We start from the raw sequence: 25,207 nt of genomic DNA on the forward strand, positions 1-25,207 counted from the left end.
CAGCCAAAATTTTGTAAACTTTATTTGGAAGCAGATGGGACAATTCAAATTAGTAAAAAATACTTTTTCATTGTTGACGAATCGTGTAGTACAAAGTATTACTACATTTTTATTAACGGCAGCTATAACTCGTACTTTAGGTGCCTATGCCTTAGGGCAATATCTCCTAGCCTTCACCTATTATTATATCTTTGTCAATATCATTTCCCTCGGTCTGAAAACCTTGTTTACAAGAGAATTATCTCGCAATCTTCAAGAAATGCCAGTTTATTTGGTGAGTGGTACTTTCCTACAACTTCTGTTAAGTGTTATCGGTTATGTAGTAATGGCAGTTGTGGTGTTTATACTACCCTATAATTCTGACACCTCGACAGTTTGCTACATATTGGGTTTAACAATCATTCCTTTTGCCCTTTCTAACATCACAGAGGCAATTTTTCAGGCTCAAGAGAGAATGAATTTGATTGCTATCTCTACAGTACCAGTGTACATTATCCGTTTACTGGTAATGCTATGGTTTATGCAGCTAGATTATGGAGTAAATTATTTAGCTGGAATATTCTTAGTTTCCGAAACCTTAATTTTTGTAATTCAGTGGATTTTAATTACACAGACAGTTAAGCCGAGATGGCAGCTTCAGAAAGATTTTATCTGGCAACTCTTGAAAACTGCGCGCACATTTTTGGCTATTGATGCTGTGGGAATAGTTGCTAGTAGATTAGATATCCTGATCATCTCACTTTTAGGGAGTGAGGTTATGGTTGGTCTTTATGGTGCTATTGGACAATTGCAGCAACCCTTTATGATGATTGTCAATAGTTTATGTCTGGCTGTGTTTCCTCAGTTGACAAAAGCTGTAGACAAGACTAAGGAAAATCAGCGTCAAGTAACGGAAAATATTATTGAAATTCTCATGGCAATGTCCTTACCATTCGTAGTGGGTATTTTTTTTATCGGCGGAGATTTACTAAAATTTATTTATCAAGACTCTGATTTTAATCAGGCAACTTTAGCTCTAAACATTAGTTCATTGGCGCTGATTTTATTTCCTATTGTTAGAATATTTAACTATCTTATTTTAGCCAATGGCTTGGAAAAATTTAACCTAATTGAAACCGTTGTTACAACTGTTGTATCAGGTGTATCGGGAATAATATTAATTAGCCAATATAAATTATTAGGCGCGGCATTAATGGAAGTAATGGGTATAATAACTGCTTTTTCAATACTTACTTATGCTGTTTTTAGTCGAATCTTAATGATAAATTTATGGAAAATCATATTACGTCCCCTGTTAATGAGTCTAGGGATCGTATTAGTATTTATAGCCCTACAAACAGTGAACTTGAATTTACTTTTAAATGTGGCGATTGCTGTCACAGCCTATAGCTTATTTTCAGCCTGTTTTATGATTCAGGCTCTAGGGGGTATCAATGCTACTTGGAAAAAAATTTTTAATCGAGTTGAGGAGAAAATATGAAGATTATTAACTTGAAGAGCGAGCAAAAAGATAATTTATTTCAGGTAGGAGCAACTGTAATTTGGGAAAATCGCGATCGCGCTCCCCAGGAAGTATATATTGCTACTACTAAAGAGTTTGCACAGGATTTATCATGCAATCCCCATAGCTTTTTAATCGCTTGCACAATAGTGGCTTTTTACTACGGAGAGAAAAGGGTTTTCATCGATGCAGAGATTTGTCCGCAGTTACTAGAAAACTTACAGACAGCGATGGCTATGCTCAAAGTTTGGTACAAACGCAGCGATCGCTCTATAATTCCCATTGAAGCCAAAATCAAAACTACAGTACCAACACCCACCACACCTAAGCAAGCAAGCATATTTTTTACTGGGGGTATTGATACATTAGCTACCTTACGGCTGAACCGGATCAACTACCCTTTAGAGCATCCTAGATCGATTAAAGATGGACTGTTTATTTATGGTTTTTCTAACACCACTCTAGAAAACTATGAAAAAGCCTACAAGTCTTTTGATGAGATTAAAAAAGATGCGGGAATTACCCTAATACCTGTTTATACTAATCTTTACGCTTTTGTTAAAGACTTAGATGTAGAACAGTTTGGTATAGAATTCTGGAAAGATTATTATACTAGTGCCGCATTATCCGCCGTTGCTCATGCTTTTAGCAGCAGACTAGCTAGTATTTCAGTTAGTTCTAGCGATGAAATTGCTTATCTACAACCTTGGGGAACACATCCTCTGCTCGATACTCTCTATAGCAGTTATGATTTCACAATTCGCCATGAATATATCGCCCTTTCCCGATTTACCAAAACTAAGTTGGTTGCCGAATGGGATTTAGCTCTGCAAAAATTGAGGGTGTGCGATCAATTAAGCTTACCTCCAGGATATTTAAACTGTGGTGAATGTCCCAAATGTGTAGCAACAATGGCTCAATTGGCTGCCTTAGGTATGTTAGAAAAGGCTACAACTTTTCCCGCTAATGATATTTCCGCAGAGATGATTTTACAAAAATCAAATATTCAACACTTTGATGAAGAAGCTTATTATCTGGATTTGGTGGAATTATTTGAACAACAAAATCGTACTGATTTAGTCATCAGCATTCAGCGTCTTAGCCGCAGATTTCGTTCTAAGGAACTTATTAAGAATATAGATAAAAAGATATTGGGCGGCGCAATATATCATGCTTATTCTAAAATTCCCAAACCTAAATCTGTGAAAAAAAATCGCACTTTGGATAAAATTACTCAAACTAAATTAGCATAGGTGTGCCTGTTGGTTAATTAAATTACCCATTTTTTGTAAAGAGTCGTTTATCTAAAATCCAAAATTACCAACTGCCATAACTCAGCATCATCTATGCTCAAGATTGCTTTACTACATTTTTGCTTTGAAGACTACACAATTGAACTAGCTAATAGTTTGGTGAAATATGTTGATTTAACGCTGATTCACCCAGAAAAAGTATCTGCTGTTTGTAAAGATAATCTCGATCCTAGTATACGCACAGTTAGCTTTCCCAAACCCAGGATTCGCGATCCGCGCAATCTAGCTTCTATGATGGCGATGATGCGGATTATCAAGGAAGTGCAACCAGATGTGTTACACGTTCAAGAAACTAACGATCCTTGGTATGACTTAACATTACTGCTTAATCAGATGCCACCATTAGTGACGACTATTCATGATGTCTTTCGTCATCCAGGCGATCGCGAAAGTGTACTTGCATCCGAATATACCAAGCGTCTTGCTTTCTATCGTTCCCAACAATTAATAGTTCATACTCAATCTCTAAAAAATGCCCTGACTAAAAATTTTCACGTTCCCCAACAACGAGTGAACGTGATACCGCATGGCGAACTAGGTAGCTTATATAAACGACGCACTAGTGAAACTAGTTTACAACGAGAGCCATACACATTGCTGTTTTTTGGGCGAATTTGGCCTTACAAAGGCTTAAAATACCTACTAGAAGCAATGCCTATTGTTGCTGCCAAAATTCCGGAAGTCAAATTAATTATTGCCGGTAGAGGTGAAAATATTGAACAATACTTCCCTACCGGTTATGATAGTAACCGCATCCACCTATTAAATGACTTCATTCCTCTGGCACAGGTAGCAGATCTGTTCCAAAGCAGTACAGTCTCCGTTTTACCTTATATTGAAGCATCTCAAAGTGGTGTGGCAGCATTGTCTTATGGGATGGGAATACCAGTTATTGCATCTGATATCGGCGGATTAAGTGAAATAGTCCGACATCAAAAAGATGGCTTTTTAGTTCCACCTGGTGATGTCCCAGCTTTGGCTGATGCGATCTTTACATTATTGAGCGATCGCAATTTACAATATCAGATGCAAGCAGCCGCTAGAGAGCGCTGTCAACAAGATTTAAACTGGTCAAATATCGCCGAAAAAACTGTAGAAACGTATCACAGGGCCATCAAAATGTAAATCAACATTCCAGCCTTCCTAATGTGGATGTAGCTGACTTTTACACATTAAAGGAGTTTACTCTTATGGCTACTAATGGATTTAGTTTGATAGCAACCCTTCTGCTTCCTTCTTTAGTTAGCAGTATGGTTAACCCAGAAAGAATCACAACTTCTTTAAGTGATACAGTCAGTCAGGTAGTCAACTCCAACCAAGCCACCCTATACAGCCAAGCCACAAGCAAAACCTACTACGTCAGTGCGTCTGGTAGTGATAGCAACAATGGACTCTCTGTTAACTCTCCCTTTAAAACGATTCAAAAGGCTGCCAACTTAACAAATCCGGGAGATACAGTCCTAATTATGAACGGAGTATATACCAACGCTTCTCCAGTTGGTGAAGTCATCAAAATTACACGTTCTGGGACAGCTAGTGCATGGATTACTTATAAAGCATATCCTGGGCATTTCCCCAAACTCAAGCACAATGGATGGAATGGAATTTTAATTCAGAATGGAGCCTCGTATATTGAAATCAATGGTCTGGAAGTAATTGGCAACAACGACAATATCACTCTTAGTTACGCCATCAGTCAAAAGTCTAATACCTCCAACCCTCTAACCAGTGGTAACTGCATTAGTATTGATGGACGCAGAAATGGTCATCCCCATCACATCCGGATTCTCAATAATAAGGTTCATAGATGCGGAGGAGCAGGTATTTCCGCCATTCAAACAGACTATGTGACCATTGAAGGTAATGAAGTCTTCAATAATGCCTGGTACTCACCTTTTGGTACTAGTGGTATTTCCCTGTATCAAAACTGGCGTTTTGATAATCATACAGGATACAAAATGTATGTCAGAAAAAATAAAGTCTATAACAATCGGCAATACATTCCCTGGATTTATACAGGCAAGATTGAAGACGGCAATGGCATCATTATTGATGATTCCAAAAACACACAAAACAACTCTACCTTGGGTGTATATACTGGACGAACTTTAGTTGAAAACAATATCACATATAACAATGGCGGCTCAGGTATTCATACATATAGGAGCCAATATGTTGATATTTTGCATAACACGGCTTACTTAAACAATCAGAGTCCGGATATTAAACATGGACAAATATTCGCTAATTATTCATCTGATGTGAATATTGTCAACAACATTCTCTATGCACCAGCCAATAAATACATTAACATCAATGCACAAAATACAAGGGTCACTTACAACTACAATATCTATGGCAATAGTACTTTGATGGAAGCCAAAGGATATAACGATATAATTGCCGATCCCAAGTTTGTTAATCCTTCCCAAGGTGATTTTAGACTGCAACAAACTAGTCCAGCAATTAATAAGGCTTATCCCTCGGCAAGCCTAAAAACTGATTATGCCGGTAAAGCGCGTCCCTCTGGTGGTGGGTATGATATTGGAGCTTATGAATACTAGTTATCATACTTTTTAACTAGTAAAATATCTGGCTTCAAATACAAAGATTATGAAATTTAGTGCAGGTTATGCTGATGCTATACCTGCACTAATAACAGAGGGTGAATCATCTAGCCAATTGTCCATCCATGAAGATTAACAAGAAAGAATTTTTACTAAATTCAGAAAAAATATTTACAATTGTTTGCTTACTTTTTTATTCTGGCGGGCCTTTAACTCTCATCCTCTCAGGGGGAGCTAGTGAGGGAGATAGTGATGAAGCACCTACCGATACAGGCTTAATCCAACTTGTATTTATGGTAATTTATCTCATCACTTGTATTCTGCTTCTGTTACGTTGGAAAAAAGCAATTTCTATACTGAGTAAAGTTAAGTTTACCTGGCTAATCATCTTCTTATCTGCATTATCTATATTTTGGTCTGCTGCTCCTCAAGTAACCATAGTTCGGACTGTAGCTTTATTCGGTACAAGCCTTTTTGGTATGTATTTGGCTAGTCGCTATACATTGAAAGAGCAAATGGAGTTAATTAACTGGATGTTTTGTGTAGCAATAATATTAGGTTTATTGTTTGCAATAGCATTACCCAAATATGGATTGATGGGTGGGCTACATTCAGGAGCATTAAGAGGTATCTATACTCATAAAAATGTGTTTGGTAAAATCTTATCTCTTGGTGGCGTTAACTGTTTACTTGTTGCTAGCGCTAACAAACGCAATTCTTTGTTTACCTGGGCTATTTTTGGCATAGCTATCATTTGTTTGATACTAGCCCGTTCTAGTTCATCAATGTTAAGCTTTACTAATCTTATAGTAATCTTTTTAGGTTTAAGAATTCTTCGCTCTCCTGTTATTGCTGTTGTTCCAGCTTTAAGTGCTATATCCATAATTTGTATTAATTTATATTTATTTGTTACTAGTAATTTAAATAATCTACTTGGCTCAATTGGTAAGGATGCTACCCTAACAGGTCGTGGCGATCTTTGGCCTTTAGTCTGGGATAAAATTTGGGAACGTCCCTGGTTAGGTTATGGATTTAGTGGCTTTTGGCAAGGTTTAGATGGAGAATCTGCTTCTGTTTGGTATGCTTCTCGCTGGACACCGCCTAACTCCCACAATGGTTTTTTAGACTTATGGTTAGATTTGGGTTTAATCGGAGTAGTTATATTCTTCATTGGATTTTTTGTGTTGTTATGCAAATGTTTTAAATACATCAGAATAACTAATACTTCAGAGGGTTTTTGGCCAGCAATATGTCTATTTTATTTAATTATGATTAATCTCACAGAAACTTCTTTATTAATTCAAAATAATATATTTTGGATTCTTTATGTATCTACAGAAGTTTCCATGATAGTAGTTAGTAATAAAAAAATTAAATGTTTGTATTCATTATAGAAATTCGCTAATTACTCATTTTATTTTATTAAACCAGGGAGAGCAACAAATGAAAATTCTCATGTTAGGAGAAAGTTTAGATAGGCAGGGAGGAATAGTTTCAGTTGAAAAATTGATAATGAAACACAATTATTCTGACATAGAAATTAGTCATTTATCTACTTTACCGAATGGCTCTACAATAGAGAAATTATTAGTGTTTTTCCAAGCTTTACTAAGATTATTTTGGCAACTTATCAAACAAGAAGCTGACGTGGTTCATATCCATGTTTCTGAGCGAGGTAGTGCCTTTCGTCAGTCAATTACTACTATGATTGCTTGGATTATGCGTAAACCAGTAATTCTGCATACTCATAGTGCTGATTTTCATGTATTTTATTCTAACTTACCTAAAATGATACAATTAGGATTAAGTTGGATATTTAGAAAATCAACTCGATTTATTGTTTTATCAGATAGCTGGAAAAAATTTTATATAGAAAATCTGGCTTTGAACCCAGAGCAAGTTGTTATTTTACCTAATCCAGTAAAATTGCCTGTAGAGATTTCACAACGGGTAAATTCTCAAAAAGTTAATTTTTTATTTTTGGGTAGGATTGGGGAAAGGAAAGGAGCATTTGATTTAATTGCAGCTTTTGCTGATATTCCTGAAGAAAAAAAGCAAAATGCACAATTAATTATTGCTGGTGATGGGGAAGGACAAAAAGCCAGAGACTTAGTAAAACAATTAAACTTAAGTGAATATATTACTATCTTAGATTGGGTAGACGAACAGCAACGAGATGAACTCTTAACCAAATCAGATGTGTTTGTCTTACCTTCATATAATGAAGGTTTACCTATGGCTTTGCTGGAAGCAATGAGTTGGGGTTTAGCTACGATTGCAACACCAGTAGGAGGGATTCCTGAGTTAGTGATTGATCGTAAAAATGGGTTACTAGTACAACCAGGAAATATTCACGAATTATCTACAACAATGCAACTATTAATCGCCGATCGAGAATTTAAAGACTATTTAGGTAAAAATGCGAGAAACAGTACCAAGCCTTTTGACATCAACAATTATATTGCCAGTTTATCTAATATTTATCAATCTGCATTGAAGAACAATATTAAATAATCACTTAACCAAATTTTTACGTTTACTTTCTGCAAATTATATGACTCTACACAATTACCCAGAAATAACTGTCTTAAATACAAGATTTCACCAGTTAACAGTACAAGATTTAATTAAATATATCGTAAAATCTGGAGGCATCGAGCAAAAAACAATTATAGGTAACGTGAATGTAAGGGCTATAAATTTCAGCTATCAGTTACCTTGGTATCGCAATTTTATTAATAATGCAGATTTAGTATTTTGCGATGGAATTGGAGTTATATTAGGCGCAAGAATTTTGGGATACAAAATGGAATCTAGGCATCGGATGACCTGTCCAGATTATATTGAAAGTTTAGCATTAGCTTGCGAGCAAGATAATGTTTCTTTATTTTTACTTGCTGGTAAACCAGGTGTAACAGATAAAGCCATTAAAAAATTACTAGAAATCGCACCTAATTTACGCATAGCAGGACATCATGGTTATTTTAATAAAAGTGGGAGTGAAAATGATGTTGTCATAGAGAAAATCAATAAATTTAAACCTGATGTTTTATATATTGGGTTTGGAATGCCATTACAAGAAAAATGGATTTTGGATAACTTTAATAAAATCGAAACTCGCGTTTTTCTACCATTAGGCGCTTGTTTAGATTTTTATACTGATTCTGTTTATCGAGGCCCGCGTTGGTTGACTGATAACGGTTTTGAGTGGTTAACTCGCTTAATTACTGAACCTACACGTCTTTGGGAACGTTATATTGTAGGGAATCCTTTATTTTTTTATCGAATATTTAAACAACGAATTAATCAGGGCTTTATCGCCAATCATTCGGACGAGTTTTGATAAAAATTCAGTTTTATAAATTATTTTTTATCTATTACCTACTTTGGTAGATAGATAAATCTATAAACAAATGTAAACTAAAAACCAAAATATTTTTAATCATAAATTATGAGATGAATCAGATATTCAAATTAACTTCTAGACGCAATTTTTTGTTCGCCTTAGGTGCTTTAGCTGCTAGCAGTACAGTGGTAATCAGTCGAATTCTGGAACGTCATCAGGATATAGAAGCACTTGATAATCCTCAAAGGAATTTTACAGTTACTCAGGAGCTTTCTTTAAAGCAACGTGCGGCGGCTAAAGGGTTGTTTTATGGAACGACTAGTACAAAAAGTCTCCTGGCAGCAAACCCAGCATATATGGCTGCTATAGTGGAAAATTGCAGTATGTTTGTCCCAGAATGGGAATTTAAGTGGACTGCTGGAGATACGACTCTTCGTCCTGGATTCGATAAATTTGATTTTACTGCTGCTGATTGGATCGCTGATTTTGCTGCAACTCACAAACTGCTGTTGCGTGGACATACTTTAGTTTGGCATGAGTCTTTACCTAAGTGGTTTAAGGACACTGTGAATCGTGAAAATGCACAGCAGCTATTACAAAATCATATTCAAACCGTGGTTAAACGTTATGCAGGTAAAATCCATTCATGGGATGTAGTGAATGAAGCTATAGAACCAGATGATGGTAGAGATGATGGTTTGCGCATCACCCCTTGGTTAGAATCTTTGGGTACAAATTATATTGATTTAGCTTTTCGTCTCACAGCTGAAGCTGACCCAAAAGCATTGTTATTTTATAACGATTATGGTTTAGACTACGACACACCCAAACATGAAGCTAAAAGGACAGCTGTACTCAAATTACTAGAACGTTTAAAGTCCAAAGATACGCCGATTCATGGTCTTGGTATTCAAGGTCATTTATCTCCGGGAAAATATAAATTTAATTCCCAAAAATTGCGTCAATTTCTTGCGGATGTTGCTAGTTTGGGACTGAAAATTATAATTACAGAAATGGATGTAGCAGATAACTATCTACCACAAGATATTACATTGCGCGATCGCATTATTGCTGCTACTTATGAAGATTACCTTTCGACTGTCTTGGATGAAACAGCCGTAATTGCTGTTCTGACTTGGGGATTGAGCGATCGCTATTCTTGGCTTGGTGAATTTAAACCTAGATCGGATAAAGCTGCGGTGCGTCCTTTGCCTCTTGATCAAAAGCTGCGACGCAAATTAGCCTGGAATGCGATCGCGCGTGCTTTTGATAATGCTCCTATACGCTGATTCTTCAGGTTCACAACAGCTTTAGTAAATCCCAAAATATCAATATCTATTTATACCAGCTAATTACTTAATATATTCTTCTCAAGTACATATTATGTATTTTTACTTGATACTATGATAAAGTATTATATATTTATTGTAAAAATTACCTTAGTTTAAAATGTCTTAACAAATACGGTAAAATTAAGGAGATATCTAGATTAACAAAAATATATTACTTTGTCTAATTGAGAAGTATCTGTGGTCAGTAAATCATAACTTGAATTCATCCGGTCAAATAGTAAAAAACAATACAATAAAAAATCATGGAATCTAGAGAATCTATTGATTTGGATTTAAAAATTTATCTCTATCTCTTGAGAAGAAGATGGATATCAATCACGAGTATTTTTTTAGGGACAGTTTCTCTAAGTATTCTGGCAACAACTTTATTAAAGCCTACCTATGAATCATCGGGAAAATTATGGTTCCGCATACCTTCTTTTAAAACCATAGGTACTAATCTGTTACCTAATAGTAATGAAGGTGGTGCAGCAGGAGATTTGAAAAGTTTAGTCTCTACACAAAATCCCATTAGCACCCAAGTAGAAGTAATTTCTTCGCCGCCTTTGTTGGAAAAAGTCATCAATAAATTAGCATTAACCAACATAAAAGGCGAACCCCTGACAGTTGAGGAACTACAAGAGAAACTGACGCTAAAAATAATTGGTGGGACAGATGTATTAGAGATTACTTATCAAAGTAACGATCCCAAACAAGCGGCAGCAGTTGTCAATGCATTAATGAATATTTATGTAGACAACGATATTGTTACAAATCGTGAGGAAGCGGAAGCAACACGTAAATTTATGGAAAGGCAGCTACCGCAAACTCAAGCTGCTGTTAATCATGCAGAAGCTGTACTGCGTAAATTTAGAGAGCAGAATAATATTGTTGATTTAGCAGAAGAAACAAGGACATCAGTTGGTGTTATTACCAATATAGATAATGAAATTAATGCTGTTAAGGCTCAACTTGCCGATCTAGTCGCGCAAAAAAATGAATTACGTCAGCAACTGGGCTTAACTACTCAACAAGCGATCGCTGTTACAACCCTGAGTCAATCGCCAGCTGTGCAAGGAATTCTCTCACAGTTGCAAGAACTAGAGCGACAGTTAGCTAACGAACGCAGTCGGTTTACCGATGATAACCCGATAATTGTCAGTCTGGAAGCCAAAAAAGATAATTTAAACAATTTACTACAACTACAAATTGCCAAAACGGTTGGTGTGGGACAGAAATTGCAGTTTTCACCCAGACTATTGCAACTTGGAGAAGTCAGACAAAACCTCATCAATAACTTCTTACAATTAGAGTTGCAAAGCACTGGCTTAAATCAAAGACTTAATTCTTTGTTTAATACTCGTTCGTCCCATGAAAAAAGGATGGAAATCCTGCCAAAATTAGCACAGCAACAGCGTCAATTAGAGCGAAAAGTTGAAGTTGCTGAATCAACCTATCAAACTTTATTGAAAAAAGTTCAAGAATTGCAAGTAGCGGAAAACGCTAATACAGCGAATGCGAGGATCATTGCGCGAGGTTCGGTTCCCGAAGAACCATTAGCAGCTAAAAAAATGCTGGTATTAGTAATAGGCGCAATGTTTGGTTTATTCTTGGCTACTAGTACGATTCTGTTATTAGAAATCAAAGATAAATCTCTCAAAACACTGGATAAAGTTAAAGAAGTATTTAACGGCTATACATTATTAGGTATTATTCCTCTATTACCTCAAAAGACGCCATCCCGCAGACGCGATGGAGAATATCAGATTCCCACAATTGCAGTTAGAGATACACCAGACTCTCTAACTAGCGAAATTTATCGGATGATTCAAGCTAATCTGAAATTTTTGAGTTCCGATAAACTGCTAAAAACAATCGTTGTTACTAGTGCAGTTGCTAAGGAAGGTAAGTCCACTGTTTCCGCAAACTTAGCAGCAGCGATCGCTCAATTAGGCCGTCGAGTTTTACTAATTGACGCAGACATGCGGGTGTCTTCACAACATCATATTTGGGGAATTACTAGTGCAGCAGGTTTAAGTGAAGTTTTGGTAGGTCATTTAGATGTGAGATTTGCTGTCAAGAAGGTGATGGATCATCTTGATGTCTTAACTGCTGGAGTCAGACCTCCCAATCCCCTAGCTTTGTTAGATTCCAAGCGCATGGCATCATTAATTAAAGAACTTTCATCACAGTATGATTATGTAATCATTGATGCTCCTCCGGCACTGCTGGCTGCTGATGCACTAACTTTAAGCAAAATGTCTGATGGAATTTTGTTAGTAGCAAGACCAGGAGTGATTGATTCTAACAGTGCATTAGCTGCACGCGAGATGTTAGAGAAAGCTAATCATCATGTCTTAGGTTTAGTCATCAATGGTGTTAACGAGCAAAATGAACCTAGCAATTATTTCTACCATGCTTCAGAATATTTCGGTTCGGCTTCTTCCCAAGCTGTACTATATGAGTCTCCTGAAATAAGTAGACATAATTAAACAGTACATCTGCATTAATGACATTGTTGATACAAAGATAATAAAGTACATTCCCACACAAGACGCGGCTGGGCGTAGCAAAGTAAAGCTTTACGCGCTTTGTCTAGTTGTTTGATTATCTCTTTTTTATACGATTGTTGCCAGTATATTTGCTGAAGATAATCAACTAACCATAGCTGTGCTTCTGTATCTAAATCCTTATCAATTGTTTTTGCTAACTCCAGCGCTTGACGGTAAGATGCAGGTGCTTTTTTCACAGCTTCTAGTAACTCAGGGGGGATAGATTGGAGTTGCTGATAAGATGCGATCGCACTTCCCGCACTACCTGCGGCTATACTCAACAATGGGGGATTTTGCAAAACCTCTGAATGACCGGATTGAGTTAGTACCTCAGCTAAAACAGACTCATCCAAGCGAGAAAAAGGGATGCGTTGACAGCGTGACACCAATGTTGGTAACACAGAGTCAGGTGTAGGTGCAATTAAAATCAAAGTCGCCTGTCCTGGTTCCTCCAAAGTTTTTAGTAACGCATTCGCTGCTGCTTCCGCCATAGTTTCTGCTTGTTCCAGCACGACAATATTTCTTGGTGCTTCCAAAGGCGGACGACCAAGAAATTCTGTAATTTGGCGAATTTGCTCTAACCTAATGACAGGCGGTGCTTTCCGCTTCACACCCTTCTCACCTGCTTCTTTAGCTGTGAGTAACTGTCCTTGATATTGGTAAGTCGGTTCTACCCACAATACATCTGGGTGGTTACCTTGCAGCAAGCGATTATGTAAAGACGAAATTAATTTTGTCTCTACAAAACTCGCAAATAAAAATTCAATAAAGCACCGCGCTGCTAAACTCCGTCCCACCCCATCCGGCCCCACAAATAGATAAGCCGGTGCGACGCGATTTTGTTTCACCGCCTGAGTTAATAATTCTATGGCTTGTTGCTGTCCTAAAAGTGGTTGAAATGGGGCATGGGGCATGGGGCATGGGGCATGGGGCATTGGGCATTGGGCATTGGGCATGGGGCATTGGAAATTTGTTATTTATCTTCCTAGCCCCTAGTCTCTAGCCTCTATCCTAGCAATAGGCGATCGCGTAAAATGCCTTGAATGGTTTGGTGTACAATTTCCTGACTTAAACTGCCATCGATGCGGATAATTCTTTCGGGAAAAGCTGCGGCTAAATCTGCGTATCCTTGCTGTACGCGCTGGTGAAAAGCGATGGTTTCTTGTTCAATTCGGTCTAAAGCTGCTTCTGTGCCACGTTTGCGAGCTAGTCCGACTTCTACATCCACATCTAACCAGATAGTCAAATCGCTTTGTAAACCCCCAGTAGCAATATAATTTAGCTGGTCAATTAAACTCATATTTAATCGCCGACCGTAACCTTGATAGGCAATAGTCGATTCAACATAGCGATCGCATAAAATATACTTACCCTGGGCTAAATAGGGTTTAAGTTCTTGTTCCACATGTTGCGCTCTATCAGCAGCATATAACAATAATTCTGTTACCTCTGCGATCGGTTTATTATCAGCCTTTTCTAACAACAAGCGGCGCAAATCTAAACCTAATTCTGTTCCTCCTGGTTCTCGCGTCAAGAATACGGAAATACCCATATTTTCCAACCAAGCTTGACAAAGCTGCATTTGGCTTGTATTAAACTCAGCGAAATTGTCACCAATTCCACTGGTCTTCAAAACCGGACGTGAAACTTTCGCTTCATCCGGCTCCTCAGTGACTTGGCGTTTTGTCATACGCACCTCAGACTACCATCGTTGGCTGTCTTTGTGTCGTGGCAATGCCTGTGCAGGAGTTGATGATTGTTGTAGTCATCCTTTCCACCTTGCGATTTCGGGATGATATGGTCAATTTCCAGCACATCGCTTTCGCGGAAGTATAATTCGCAGTGGGCACATTTCCCTTTTTGCTTTTTCAGGAGTTTTGTTATCCTGGTGGGCATTTCTGGGCTGTTTCCCATTCTTGTACTCCAGTAAACTAGATTTCCATCGTATGGAGATGCTTCGCCTTGAACTTTAACATGACGGATAATTGGAGTAGTGTCATGTCTGAATAGGCGACAATATTCCTCTCCTTTTTTGGTTGCGAAAACCCAGCTAAAGCTGCCTATGGGTAGCCAGTATTTTTTGAGTACCCATTCCGCACTTTTCTTTGAATGTCGGCGGTTTGCCCAAGCTCTCAGTTTCAGATACATGAGGTTGTCAATTTCCGAGTAAGTATCCTTGCTTACTACGGTCGCATAGTAATTTGCCCATCCCCTAATAATCGGGTTTAGTTTATTAATCAGTGCCTCTTGAGGTGCTGATTTATGGCTTTCAATAATACTAGCGATTTGGTCATAATGTACCTTTTGCTTTTCCTTGCTTGGAGTAATGATTGTTTTAAAGCCAAGTTTAGAGTGTGTTTTGCCTACGGCGAACTGCCGTATGTTGAAACCAAGAAAGTCGAATCCTGGCTCTTCTCCCAGATACTTGTTGAGAGTATGGGTTAGTCTTGTTTTGCTTGGCTTTAATTCCAAACCCATGTCATGTAACCACTCCGAGATAATTTCTCGACATCTTTGGACTACGGTTATGTCTTCATGAAGAATCACGAAGTCATCGGCGTAGCGAATTAGGCTGAGGGAGTATCTTTTGTCCCTTTTGCTTTGTTGCCGTCCGTAGGTATTTTTCATATCTAACGTTTCGGCAAATTGTTTAATTCGCTCTTCCATTCCGTGGAGGGCTATATTTGCCAATAATGGAGAAATTACTCCACCTTGTGGCGTTCCCTCAGTTGTTGGAAACAACTGCTCAGAATCTATAACACCTGTCTTTAACCATGCCCGGATTTGTCGGCGTAAGCTAGGGAAGGTGTTTAATTTTCTCAGCAATGCTTTATGGTTAATACGGTCGAAGCACTTGGCAATGTCAGCATCCAAGACGAACTTGGGTTTTTGCTTAATTGACCCGAAGACTGCTTCAACAGCATCATGACACGAGCGTCCAGGTCTGAACCCGTATGAGTTAGGTTCAAATCGCGCTTCCCATTCTGGCTCAAGAGCCATCTTGACAAGTGCTTGCAAGGCGCGGTCGTTCATTGTAGGTATTCCCAAAGGTCGTTTTTCGTCTTTACCAGGTTTTGGAATCCATACTCGTCTGGTAGGTTTGACCTTTGTACCCAGTTGCATTTTATCAGTTAGCTCCAGACGTTGCTTTGGGGTCAGTGATTTAACACCATCCACACCTGCCGTCTTTTTGCCTTGATTATCCTGGGTAACTCTACGAACCGCTAAAGCTTTGGCGTACCAGGACTTCATTAACAGCTTTTGGAGTCTGCGAAATGTTTTTACATCACCACGCTTCGAGGCTTGATAAATTCTCTTTTGGAGCTTATACACCCGACGCTCTAGCTTTCGCCAGTTAATCTTGTGCCATTCCACCGTAGTCTTTAAACTCGTCTTAGACATTTTAACCCTTTAGTTGAGACTTTATCTTCCAAATCACCGTGAATCTGTCTGCATATCCTGGGCATTACCCCAGGCTTTCGCTTCTGACTCAATCTTTCCTGCTCGCAGTATCCGGTTAGCACCTACTCAAGACATCGACCTTCCTGAGAACATACGAGAGGTTACTTCGTTCCGAATGACCATACTATGTACCTTTAGAGTGACGCTATTCGCCGGGTTTATCGGAAGTGCAAGTTGGTCAAGGAAAAAACTGCCAACTCCTTATCCTTTGCCTTTTGGCTTCAGCGTATCAGCCTTATTTCGCTGATTAGGTTTAACGACGATTCAGACACGTCTTCAAGCTGTTGCTTTACTCATGGGTACTTTGCTCGGCGGTTACTGAGGGATTGGGCTTTCAGTACTTTCGCTTTTCATCCCCGCTTCAGGCGTTGATGGCTAGTCTTGAACCTGGGGGAAGTGCTTTCACCGCTGCACCTGCGGGATAGGACTCACACCTACATGGTCATTCAGTTGTCAAGGTTCTGAACCTTGCGGCTAATCCTCCAAACCCTTACGGGTTGTGGTTTCTAGCCAACGAATCGCACCTTCCCGCAGCCTTCCACCCCTTCAAATACAATTAATTTGCCACTCATGCTGTTAATAAACTTTTTTGCTGACGTTTTATTACGCTAACAGCTTCTAAGTACTTTTGCTCCCGGATAAATGGGAACTCTAGATAGTGAAAGAACTAGATTATTCCCAATTCTGTCATCATGTCTAATTGCGATTTTGCTACTGTTAGCTCATATTTCAAGGGAAACTTAACTAGAAGTTTAAGTTCACTGGAAACTTGGGGATTTGGTCTTACAGGTCATATCCTATGGATAACAGTAATTCCGGCAATTCATGCAGCTTTAGGTTCCCAAGCTATCTTTGTTTGGATTCCGGCTGTTTTGTGCGGAATGTTACTTAACTATCAAATGCAGCATTTAGGATTTCACTTCCAAAATGTTGCTGGTGGAACCCCCAACTATGCAAGTAAGCTGCTGAAGCGCTACCCTGGTTTAGCTCGCTATGGAGCCTTGGGATATTATTTTAGTTGGGTCTCAGCATTACCAGTTAACGCAATTGTCCTCACAGATTTAATAGAGGTGAATTTAGCATCTTTGGGTATTAACTGCCCTCGGCTAATATTAGAAATTGCCTTAATGCTACTTCCCTTTGTCTTGGCATTTAGTGGTACTCGTGCCCTGAGTATTCTACATTTATTTTTTGTTATCCCAGCATTTGGTTTACTTCTGATTTTTTCCGCCCAAGGACTTGGCTGGTTAGCTTTCTCATCCGCTAGCCCTGGCTTTTTCCCAGAAGATTTGTCCTTAATTAGCTTTGGAGATTGGGCTAAATGGTTTCTGTACGTTACCTATGCAACTTATGCTTGTGAAACTGCTGCTTCTTTTGTTGCTGACAGTCGTCATCCTAGCAAAACTCTCTTCAGTCTCAAAGTTGCCGCTTGGTTAATGTTACCAATTTATTTAGGTGCATCCTGGGTAGTGATGCGTTTAGCTACAGATGCTAACCTCAAAGATAGTACTTTTTTAAACTTGTTAGCTGCTGCCAAACCTTTCTGGGGAAATGCAGCTGCCTTAATGATCGCTTTTTTAATCACAGCTTCTTGTCTATTAGCTTGTGCAACTGTTGTTTCTAATTGTCCGAGAATACTATATCAATTATCACATGATAAATACCTCTCACCTGTGTTTGGTGTAGTATCCCGTTGGGGTGTATTTGGCCCTGGATTAGCATTGACGCTAGTACTTAGCCTTGGCTGGTTAATTTGGGGAAATGTCGCTGCAATCGTTGTTATTGGTAACATCGGCTGGTTTATCTCGATTATGGCTGTACATTTAGGAATCTGGCTACAACGAGACAAGCCAGAAGTTTTATTTCCTCGAATTACATTAGTAATTTTGCTGGTAGAAGTTGTCATTCTCTTCGTTGGTGGACTGGCTTGGGGATGGCGAGAATTTTTGCTGGGTTTATTTCTTCCCATTGGAATTATGGCTATTGATACCACCATCAGCCGGATGGCTTTTCCACCTTTCCGTCCTCATTGGTGGATAGAACGTAAGCGATCGCGTCCGTTGGTAATTAATCAAGATTCAGTTATGCTTCAGGTAAGCATCCTGATATTTCTGTTGTGTGGTGCAGTCGCAGTTGGCTGGCTATTTGGTTTTCAGCTAAATCATACTAGAAATCGGGAAGGCGAAAATTTATTTGTTGTCTTGCTGATGACGATCGCTTTTGTAGGAGTTGCGATCGCCTGTTGGACAAGTTTACCCCAAGTAGTGGCGATCGCTGAAGCCAGAGAAGCTGCCGAACATCTATTTATAATTGCCCAAGATGCTATTCTCGTCACAGATGAACAAGGAATTATCCACCAAGCAAACCCCGCCACAGAATTATTATTTAATATTCATCCATCTGATTTATTAGGAAAACACCTCAATAAATTACTACCAGAATTAGCTAAAAATCCCCAACAATGGGCAAAACGTAGCGAACAAACTTTCACCCACAACGCCAATAGCAAAGTTTTAGAAGTAGCAATTTCCGATCGTCCCCATCAACATTTTCAAGAATATGTTGTCATTCTCCACGATATTACCAAGCGTAAACAAGCAGAAGAAATATTACGCAATTCTGAGGCACAATTAAAAGCAGAAGCTCAACAATTAGCTAGTCAACTAGTACAAAGTGAAAAAATGTCTAGCTTAGGCCAGTTAGTAGCCGGAGTCGCCCATGAAATTAATAATCCAGTTAATTTCATCTCAGGAAATATCATTCCTGCTGATGAATATATTCAAGATTTATTAAAATTAATCGAACTTTACCAACAGCATTATCCTCAACCTATTCCAGAAATTCAAACTCATGCCAAACAAATTGATATTGACTTTATCATTAGTGATTTACCCCGCTTACTCAATTCGATGAAAGTTGGCGCTGATAGAATCACAGAAATTGTGCTTTCTCTGCGCAATTTTTCCCGATTAGATGAGTCAGAAATGAAAGCAGTGAATATTCATGAAGGTATCGAGAGTACTTTAATGATTCTAGCTCATCGCCTCAAAGCTAATGACAAACGTCCAGGAATAAAAGTTATTAAAGAATATGAAAATCTTCCTTGCGTAGAATGCTACCCTGGACAACTTAATCAAGTATTTATGAATATTTTGGCTAATGCTATTGATGCTTTAGAAGATGCATTTTTTACGCAAAATCAACTTAAAAATATGCAGATTAATGTGAAAACTTTATTAACAATCAATCAGCACGTGTTAATTAAAATTAGTGATAATGGTTGGGGAATCCCTGAAGATTTACACCAACGATTATTTGAACCTTTTTTTACTACCAAACCTATTGGTAAAGGTACTGGTTTAGGTTTATCTATTAGTTATAAAATTGTCGCAGAAAAGCATCACGGCAAGTTACATTGTAAATCTGCGATCGGCAAAGGCACAGAATTTACAATTGAAATTCCCCTACATCAAAACCAGACACACAATTAATTGATAACCGCGATCGCACATTAGCGATCGCCTCCAAAAATCTATCGTAGGGGTTTAGCGGTGCTAAACCCGCCAAAATCTATTGACAACTGACAATTGTACAGACGCGATGAATCGCGTCTCTGACTATTGACAAATTAGCCTTTATTTGCAATAGCAATTGGCAAAACCTGATTCAACTTACCACTGCGATAACCTTCTAAATCTAAGGTTACATATATAAACCCAAACTCTTGAAAAGCCGAGACTACCTGCGGTAAATCCGTAGTTAACACAAACTCTTTAATTTGTTCTGGCGGTAATTCAATTCTGGCGGTATCCCCTTCCGAACGCACCCGCAAATTCTTTAACCCCAGCTTGCGCAAGTAAATTTCTGCTCTCCCCACACGTTGTAACTTAGCAACAGTAATCTCTTCACCATAGGGAAAGCGGGAACTCAGACAAGGTTGCGCTGGTTTATCCCACCAAGGTAAACTCAGTTCTTGGGAAAGCTGGCGGACTTCCATTTTACTCACACCAACTTCCGCTAAAGGCGATCGCGCACCTCTTTCTTTCGCTGCTTGAATTCCTGGGCGATAATCGTGTAAATCGTCAGCGTTGACGCCATCCACAACGTAGGGATAACCCAATTCCCTAGCTAAAGGTTTGAGAGTGTCGTGCAATTCACTTTTGCAGAAATAGCAACGGTTAACAGGATTAGAGGTGTAATTAGGATTGTCCATTTCATTTGTCTGGACAATTTGATGAGGAATCCCAATCGTTGCCGCTTGAATTTTCGCATCTTCCAATTCTTCCGGCAATAGCGACGGTGAAACAGCCGTTACAGCCAAAGCGCGATCGCCTAAAACATCATAAGCAATCTTGGCAACCAAAGTACTATCAACACCCCCAGAGTAAGCAATTAACGCTTGCTCCATTTCTGCGAATATCGCTTTTAGTCGCTCAAGTTTTTCGGTTATTGTCATTTTTCCGGCCCTACCGCGATCCTATAGCACCCAACAGATTCTATTCTAGATTCTGCCGCTCAGTGAGTGGAGAATTGGTATTACGCCTCAGAAGTGGGTATTAAAGGTGCAATCGCTTCTGCATCCAAACTTGTAACCCTCGCCACCTCTTCCACCGTCATCCCACCTGCTAGTAAATTACGTGCTGTTTGCAATAACTGCGCCTCGGCTCTGTCTGCTCGTTGGCGTTCCTGTTCTTCAGGGGTTGGTAGTAATTCTCCCTCTAAATTTGCCCAGCGTAACCAAGTTGCATCAATCCCTTTGTAATTTCCTTGCCAACGCTGCAAGGCTAACCCTAAAGATTCACTTACCAATTGATTGCGATCGTTTGTCACTAAAGGTTGGTAAACTCTTTGTTGAATCGAAAAACCTGCCCAATCATCAGGGTTAAACGGGTCATACCAGAAATATTCTGGTACACGCATTTGATTTTGATAAATCAGCTTTTTCTCGTTTTTGTCTGCGGTAGCTGTACTTTCCGAAAGCAACTCAATTACAACATCAGGTGCTTTTCCTTCTTCCCAAACTACCCAACTTTTGCGTTCACCTTTGGGGACACCCAACACCACAAAAAAGTCTGGGCCTTTAAAGTCTTTGTTTCGCACCTGCGCCAGACTGTAGTAAACAAACATATTACCGCCCACAAACCCATCTTCTCGGTGCGATAACCAAGGAATTAAGGCATCTATCAGCAAGTCCATCTGGGCTTTATGCCTTGCACTTTCCATCGGGACACCATCATCATAGGGCAGTTCTGCTTGGGTAGGGGGAATTTCAATCCCAGGCGCAGGTAGGGTTGTTTCTGACATGGCTGTTAACCAATAGGGTAGCCCGCAGCAAATATGTCTATGGTACTAGATTGTTAATGTGACATACTCCCACATTGACTGCAAGCAGTACAGTGTGGGCTTCTCATCCAATCCAGCTATTGCTTCTCCTGACGGAGACGCTACGCGAACGGAGGCGATGAGCTTTGTTTTGAGTCCACGGAATGCCCTACCGCAGACTATGCAATTTCTTACCTTGTACCCTACAAATTTCACTGTCCTGGATGAGATGCTGGCTGTCTTGCAAAGTTTGGCGGGACGGAAACCGACACCGCCAACTTTGCGCTATTTGCGCTATCGGACAAACAAGGGAGGTAATTTGTATTCATCAAGATGTGCCTACTTACTTTTATGCTGTGCAACGGAGTCGCTTACCAATGATCGCAGTGCCACTGGGCAGAGGCTTATCAGACACCAATACGGGCGAAGTTAGCCAAAATAATTCTACCAGAAAAACAAGGGATCATGGTGACTCCTCACCGACCCCTTGTCCTGTCAAACCTTCGGCTTGAATTGCTTAGGGGTCAGTTCGTCGCCACCCAAAAATTCATCTCATTGCTCCTGCTGTCGCAGTGAGCGAGAGGCTTCTTTTTGTTTTAGCTAACTTAGTCTCTCAAGGTATTTCACTCAGGTTTACTATATTTTGCTACCAAATTAGCTAATAAAGGTAAATCAATCGGTTTAGAAATATAGTCATTCACACCAGCAGCAAGACAAGTATCGCGATCGCCTGTCATTGCCATTGCTGTTTGAGCAATAATCGGGGTTTCACTATACTGCTGATTTTCTCTTAATTGCCGCACCAAGTTAAGACCGCTATCATCCGGGAGATTCACATCCATTAAAATCACTGCTGGTGTGAGATTTTCCAAATATTCCCACATTTCCGCCGCATTTTTCGCCCAAGTCACTTGATAGCCTAATTTCTCTAAATAAATCTGCATCAATTTGGCGTTGTTTAAATCATTCTCCACCAGCAAAATGTCGATAAAAGAGCTAGGAGCGTGAATAATCGGTGGTAAAGCCGATAAATCAGAAACTTCACTTTCAATTCCTTCTAAATCCCCAACAGGATTGAGCGGAAGGATAATAGTAAACCGCGAACCGCGATTTAGCTCCGATTCAACTTCCACAGAACCACCGTGAACTTCTGCGAGTTTGCGCGTCACTGCTAAACCTAAACCAGTACCTTCACTCTTAGCGATGGAGTTAGCAGTTTGGAAATAGGGTTGAAACAGTTTTGCTTGGTCTTCTGGGGAGATACCTGTGCCAGTGTCCCAAACGGTAAAATGGACAAAACTCCCTTTAGCCAAAACCCTTAAACCAACACTGCCTGTAGTTGTAAACTTAAGCGCGTTGAATAGTAAATTCAACAGCATTTGTTTCAACCTTAAGGAGTCGGCTACCAAAGTAGTCACATTGGGATCTATATCTAACAGCAGCTTTAAACCTTTATTGGCAGCTTTTTCTTTTACTAATGCCATCACATTCCGGCATAATGTGGGCAAATTGACAACTCCCCACTCAACTTCTAGCTGATTGGCTTCAATTTTAGAAAGATCCAAAATATCATTGATAAGCGCTAGCAAGTGCTTACCGCTCGATTGAATAATATTTAAATATTCTTGATGACGTTCTTTTGTGGGATCGTAACTCTGAGCTAATAACAGGTGGGTAAACCCGATAATTGAACTCAGGGGGGTGCGGATTTCGTGACTGGTATTAGCCAAAAACTGATTTTTCAGTTGATTGGTACGTTCCAGTTCTCGATTAGAACTACTCAAATATTGCGACTTTTGTTGCCAAGATTGAAGTTGTCTTAGCTGTGCTAAGGCGACATTACAGTATTTGACGGCTCGTGCTACTAATTGCGGCTTCATTTGCGCTTCTAAAGCTTTGGCGGGATCTCCATCCAATCGCTTAGAAGTTGTGACAATAATTAGCCAAGCAATCATTCCCCCAGAATCATCGCTCAACTGCCAAGCGCTAGGCGGTTGTTGATGCTCTAGGTGCTGTAAATCTTCAAGTTCTATGGGTTCATCTAATCTTAAACGTAGCTTTTTACCTTTTTTAGAAATAGTTTCTAAATGTGGAAGTTGTGTTCGCCGGGATGACGATGGAGAAACATAACAGACTCTACCAGTTATTTCTTGCGGTTGGAACAAAGCGATCGCTACCTTACTGCTGTTGAGCGCAAAGTTGAGATCGTTGACCAAAATTTGGAAAATATCTGCTTCTGGGCTTCTTTGCTGTGGCAAAGTAGTACAAGCAGAAAGCAGGCAATCATTGAGATTGCTTTGCAACTGGTTCAAGCTACGCTCTAGCCACAACTCGGTGCTAAGTTGCTGGATTGTGGTCAAAAGTGTTGGAGTTGCATCTATCGGAGAGTTCTGTTCTGGTAAGCTTGAATACTGCTGCATGGTCAACTAGACCGCTTAACAAGTTTAGCTTCGCACAAGAGTGCGAACAGGATTTCATGTATACTAGCGCACATTTGTTTTTATTTATCAAGCATAACCTATAGTGCCTCATAGTGTCGAATGTGACGAAGATCCCACAATTTAATGTACGAAATCACTCAGCCTGGAATTTCTTAAGAACAACTTAAGACTTATGGATACACAAATTGTTCAATTAATTATCAACGGAATTGCTGTGGGGAGTATTATCGCTCTCGCCGCAGTTGGACTTACCCTCACCTATGGGATTTTACGGTTGTCAAATTTCGCCCACGGTGACTTTCTGACTTTGGGCGCTTATTTAACCCTGTTAGTGAATACCACAGGTATAAATATTTGGTTGTCAATGATAATAGCCGCAGCCGGAACAGTCTTAACAATGCTGTTATCCGAAAAATTGCTGTGGTCAAGAATGCGCAATCTACGTGCTACTTCTACTACCTTGATTATTATATCTATCGGACTGGCCTTATTTTTACGTAATGGCATTATTCTCATCTGGGGTGGTAAAAACCAAAATTACAATTTACCTGTGACCCCAGCTTTAGATATTTTTGGCTTAAAAGTCCCGCAAAATCAGTTATTGGTACTGGGTTTAGCCGTGCTGGCAATTTTGGCGCTGCACTACCTATTACAAAACACAAAAATCGGCAAAGCGATGCGAGCCGTTGCCGATGATTTAGATTTAGCCAGAGTTTCCGGGATTAATGTAGACCAAGTAATTCTTTGGACTTGGATAATTGCGGGCACCCTCACATCCCTGGGGGGCAGTATGTACGGGCTAATTACGGCTGTACGCCCGAATATGGGATGGTTTTTGATATTGCCCTTATTTGCTTCCGTAATTTTGGGAGGAATTGGTAACCCTTATGGTGCGATCGCTGCTGCTTTTATCATTGGCATAGCGCAGGAAGTCAGCACCCCTTTGCTAGGTTCTCAATATAAACAAGGTGTAGCGCTGTTAATCATGATTTTGGTGCTGCTCATCCGTCCCAAAGGTTTATTCAAAGGCACGATTTAAGCAGCACCAAATTGCTAACTATTCAATGATATGGAAGTAGTAAGCCGCAACTAAGAAGTTGATCGCCAACAAGAACAATGCCCAACCAGTACGGAAGGGGTACGGGGGTTTAGCACCACTGTCAGCAACTGGGGAATTAGCAGTTTTATCAGCCATTAGTCTGTTCTCCTAAATTTCAGGACTTTTTAAGAAATACCAAACAGATGTCCCTCTTGCCCAGATTCTTTAAAAATATTTGTGTATTGGGTGTTGGGCATTGGGCATTGGGCATTGATTATCTCCCTTGTCCTCCTTGTCCCCCTTGTCCTCCTTGTCCCCCTGCCCCCCTGCTCC

General features: G+C 39.6%; 18 protein-coding genes. 11 read left to right on the forward strand and 7 right to left on the reverse strand.

Going from position 1 to position 25,207, the window contains the following annotated elements; all coding sequences use genetic code 11:
- The first annotated feature begins 34 nt into the window (after nt 1-34).
- From H6G08_RS27405 to H6G08_RS27445, 9 genes are all read left to right on the forward strand, one after another.
- Nucleotides 35-1,480 carry an oligosaccharide flippase family protein gene (locus H6G08_RS27405; RefSeq protein WP_190548810.1) on the forward strand — a complete coding sequence of 482 codons (1,446 nt, stop codon included), beginning with the start codon at nt 35-37 and terminating at the stop codon, nt 1,478-1,480.
- Nucleotides 1,477-2,754: a hypothetical protein gene (locus tag H6G08_RS27410; protein ID WP_190548811.1), complete on the forward strand. Its 1,278-nt coding sequence runs from the start codon at nt 1,477-1,479 to the stop codon at nt 2,752-2,754. Before H6G08_RS27405 ends, H6G08_RS27410 begins: the two co-directional genes overlap by 4 nt.
- Nucleotides 2,755-2,847: 93 nt before the next feature.
- Nucleotides 2,848-3,939 (forward strand): glycosyltransferase family 4 protein, encoded by a 1,092-nt coding sequence (locus tag H6G08_RS27415; protein ID WP_190548813.1) that lies wholly within the window; start codon nt 2,848-2,850, stop codon nt 3,937-3,939.
- Between the two features lie 65 nt (nt 3,940-4,004).
- Nucleotides 4,005-5,378: a right-handed parallel beta-helix repeat-containing protein gene (locus tag H6G08_RS27420; protein ID WP_190548815.1), complete on the forward strand. Its 1,374-nt coding sequence runs from the start codon at nt 4,005-4,007 to the stop codon at nt 5,376-5,378.
- 128 nt (nt 5,379-5,506) lie between these two features.
- Complete coding sequence (locus tag H6G08_RS27425) at nt 5,507-6,775, forward strand: O-antigen ligase family protein (RefSeq protein WP_190548817.1); 1,269 nt, start codon at nt 5,507-5,509, stop codon at nt 6,773-6,775.
- A 49-nt stretch (nt 6,776-6,824) separates the two neighbouring features.
- On the forward strand, nt 6,825-7,895 hold the full coding sequence (locus tag H6G08_RS27430; protein ID WP_190548819.1) for a glycosyltransferase family 4 protein: 1,071 nt from the start codon (nt 6,825-6,827) through the stop codon (nt 7,893-7,895).
- A gap of 40 nt (nt 7,896-7,935) precedes the next feature.
- Nucleotides 7,936-8,724 carry a WecB/TagA/CpsF family glycosyltransferase gene (locus tag H6G08_RS27435; protein ID WP_190548821.1) on the forward strand — a complete coding sequence of 263 codons (789 nt, stop codon included), beginning with the start codon at nt 7,936-7,938 and terminating at the stop codon, nt 8,722-8,724.
- A gap of 113 nt (nt 8,725-8,837) precedes the next feature.
- Nucleotides 8,838-10,016, forward strand: a complete 1,179-nt coding sequence (locus H6G08_RS27440; protein WP_190548822.1) for an endo-1,4-beta-xylanase — start codon at nt 8,838-8,840, stop codon at nt 10,014-10,016.
- Nucleotides 10,017-10,321: 305 nt separating this feature from the next.
- Nucleotides 10,322-12,550 carry a GumC family protein gene (locus H6G08_RS27445; RefSeq protein WP_190548823.1) on the forward strand — a complete coding sequence of 743 codons (2,229 nt, stop codon included), beginning with the start codon at nt 10,322-10,324 and terminating at the stop codon, nt 12,548-12,550.
- Between the two features lie 14 nt (nt 12,551-12,564).
- On the opposite strand, the gene H6G08_RS27450 is transcribed toward H6G08_RS27445, so the two are convergent.
- From H6G08_RS27450 to ltrA, 3 genes are all read right to left on the reverse strand, one after another.
- Nucleotides 12,565-13,524: a DNA polymerase III subunit delta' gene (locus H6G08_RS27450; protein WP_190548844.1), complete on the reverse strand. Its 960-nt coding sequence runs from the start codon at nt 13,522-13,524 to the stop codon at nt 12,565-12,567.
- Nucleotides 13,525-13,616: 92 nt separating this feature from the next.
- Entirely contained in the window at nt 13,617-14,192 is a 576-nt protein-coding gene (tmk, locus tag H6G08_RS27455) for a dTMP kinase (RefSeq protein ID WP_242046297.1), read from the reverse strand.
- Between the two features lie 104 nt (nt 14,193-14,296).
- Complete coding sequence (gene ltrA, locus H6G08_RS27460) at nt 14,297-16,012, reverse strand: group II intron reverse transcriptase/maturase (RefSeq protein ID WP_190548825.1); 1,716 nt, start codon at nt 16,010-16,012, stop codon at nt 14,297-14,299.
- A 752-nt stretch (nt 16,013-16,764) separates the two neighbouring features.
- On the opposite strand from ltrA, the gene H6G08_RS27465 reads away from it, so the two are divergent.
- On the forward strand, nt 16,765-19,563 hold the full coding sequence (locus tag H6G08_RS27465) for an ATP-binding protein (protein ID WP_190548826.1): 2,799 nt from the start codon (nt 16,765-16,767) through the stop codon (nt 19,561-19,563).
- A 137-nt stretch (nt 19,564-19,700) separates the two neighbouring features.
- On the opposite strand, the gene larE is transcribed toward H6G08_RS27465, so the two are convergent.
- The 3 genes from larE to hrmK all read right to left on the reverse strand — a co-directional run bounded on the left by larE (nt 19,701) and on the right by hrmK (nt 23,814).
- A complete protein-coding gene (gene larE / locus H6G08_RS27470) occupies nt 19,701-20,528 on the reverse strand; it encodes an ATP-dependent sacrificial sulfur transferase LarE (protein WP_190548834.1) in 828 nt (275 codons plus the stop codon).
- Nucleotides 20,529-20,608: 80 nt separating this feature from the next.
- Nucleotides 20,609-21,376, reverse strand: coding sequence for a Uma2 family endonuclease (locus tag H6G08_RS27475; RefSeq protein ID WP_190548835.1), 768 nt, complete (start codon nt 21,374-21,376; stop codon nt 20,609-20,611).
- A 641-nt stretch (nt 21,377-22,017) separates the two neighbouring features.
- Nucleotides 22,018-23,814 carry a hybrid histidine kinase/response regulator HrmK gene (hrmK, locus tag H6G08_RS27480; RefSeq protein WP_190548836.1) on the reverse strand — a complete coding sequence of 599 codons (1,797 nt, stop codon included), beginning with the start codon at nt 23,812-23,814 and terminating at the stop codon, nt 22,018-22,020.
- Nucleotides 23,815-24,007: 193 nt separating this feature from the next.
- Between hrmK and H6G08_RS27485 the strand changes: the two genes are divergently transcribed.
- The gene (locus H6G08_RS27485; RefSeq protein WP_190548837.1) at nt 24,008-24,874 is read left to right on the forward strand and encodes a branched-chain amino acid ABC transporter permease; all 867 of its coding nucleotides are present in this window, start codon (nt 24,008-24,010) and stop codon (nt 24,872-24,874) included.
- 18 nt (nt 24,875-24,892) lie between these two features.
- Here the strand turns inward: H6G08_RS27485 and H6G08_RS27490 are convergent, their stop codons facing one another.
- The gene (locus H6G08_RS27490; RefSeq protein WP_190548838.1) at nt 24,893-25,030 is read right to left on the reverse strand and encodes a photosystem I protein PsaX; all 138 of its coding nucleotides are present in this window, start codon (nt 25,028-25,030) and stop codon (nt 24,893-24,895) included.
- Between the last annotated feature and the right edge of the window lie 177 nt (nt 25,031-25,207).

Origin of the sequence: Calothrix anomala FACHB-343, assembly GCF_014696435.1 — a bacterium.
In the GTDB taxonomy this organism is placed as follows: Bacteria; Cyanobacteriota; Cyanobacteriia; order Cyanobacteriales; family Nostocaceae; genus Aulosira; species Aulosira anomala_A.

Coding starts and splice junctions, on each gene's coding strand:
- H6G08_RS27405 (WP_190548810.1), top strand. CDS start 35: ATGGGACAATTCAAATTAGTAAAAAATACTTTTTCATTGTTGACGAAT.
- H6G08_RS27410 (WP_190548811.1), top strand. CDS start 1,477: ATGAAGATTATTAACTTGAAGAGCGAGCAAAAAGATAATTTATTTCAG.
- H6G08_RS27415 (WP_190548813.1), top strand. CDS start 2,848: ATGCTCAAGATTGCTTTACTACATTTTTGCTTTGAAGACTACACAATT.
- H6G08_RS27420 (WP_190548815.1), top strand. CDS start 4,005: ATGGCTACTAATGGATTTAGTTTGATAGCAACCCTTCTGCTTCCTTCT.
- H6G08_RS27425 (WP_190548817.1), top strand. CDS start 5,507: ATGAAGATTAACAAGAAAGAATTTTTACTAAATTCAGAAAAAATATTT.
- H6G08_RS27430 (WP_190548819.1), top strand. CDS start 6,825: ATGAAAATTCTCATGTTAGGAGAAAGTTTAGATAGGCAGGGAGGAATA.
- H6G08_RS27435 (WP_190548821.1), top strand. CDS start 7,936: ATGACTCTACACAATTACCCAGAAATAACTGTCTTAAATACAAGATTT.
- H6G08_RS27440 (WP_190548822.1), top strand. CDS start 8,838: ATGAATCAGATATTCAAATTAACTTCTAGACGCAATTTTTTGTTCGCC.
- H6G08_RS27445 (WP_190548823.1), top strand. CDS start 10,322: ATGGAATCTAGAGAATCTATTGATTTGGATTTAAAAATTTATCTCTAT.
- H6G08_RS27450 (WP_190548844.1), bottom strand. CDS start 13,524: ATGCCCCATGCCCCATTTCAACCACTTTTAGGACAGCAACAAGCCATA.
- tmk (WP_242046297.1), bottom strand. CDS start 14,192: ATGCAGCTTTGTCAAGCTTGGTTGGAAAATATGGGTATTTCCGTATTC.
- ltrA (WP_190548825.1), bottom strand. CDS start 16,012: ATGTCTAAGACGAGTTTAAAGACTACGGTGGAATGGCACAAGATTAAC.
- H6G08_RS27465 (WP_190548826.1), top strand. CDS start 16,765: ATGTCTAATTGCGATTTTGCTACTGTTAGCTCATATTTCAAGGGAAAC.
- larE (WP_190548834.1), bottom strand. CDS start 20,528: ATGACAATAACCGAAAAACTTGAGCGACTAAAAGCGATATTCGCAGAA.
- H6G08_RS27475 (WP_190548835.1), bottom strand. CDS start 21,376: ATGTCAGAAACAACCCTACCTGCGCCTGGGATTGAAATTCCCCCTACC.
- hrmK (WP_190548836.1), bottom strand. CDS start 23,814: ATGCAGCAGTATTCAAGCTTACCAGAACAGAACTCTCCGATAGATGCA.
- H6G08_RS27485 (WP_190548837.1), top strand. CDS start 24,008: ATGGATACACAAATTGTTCAATTAATTATCAACGGAATTGCTGTGGGG.
- H6G08_RS27490 (WP_190548838.1), bottom strand. CDS start 25,030: ATGGCTGATAAAACTGCTAATTCCCCAGTTGCTGACAGTGGTGCTAAA.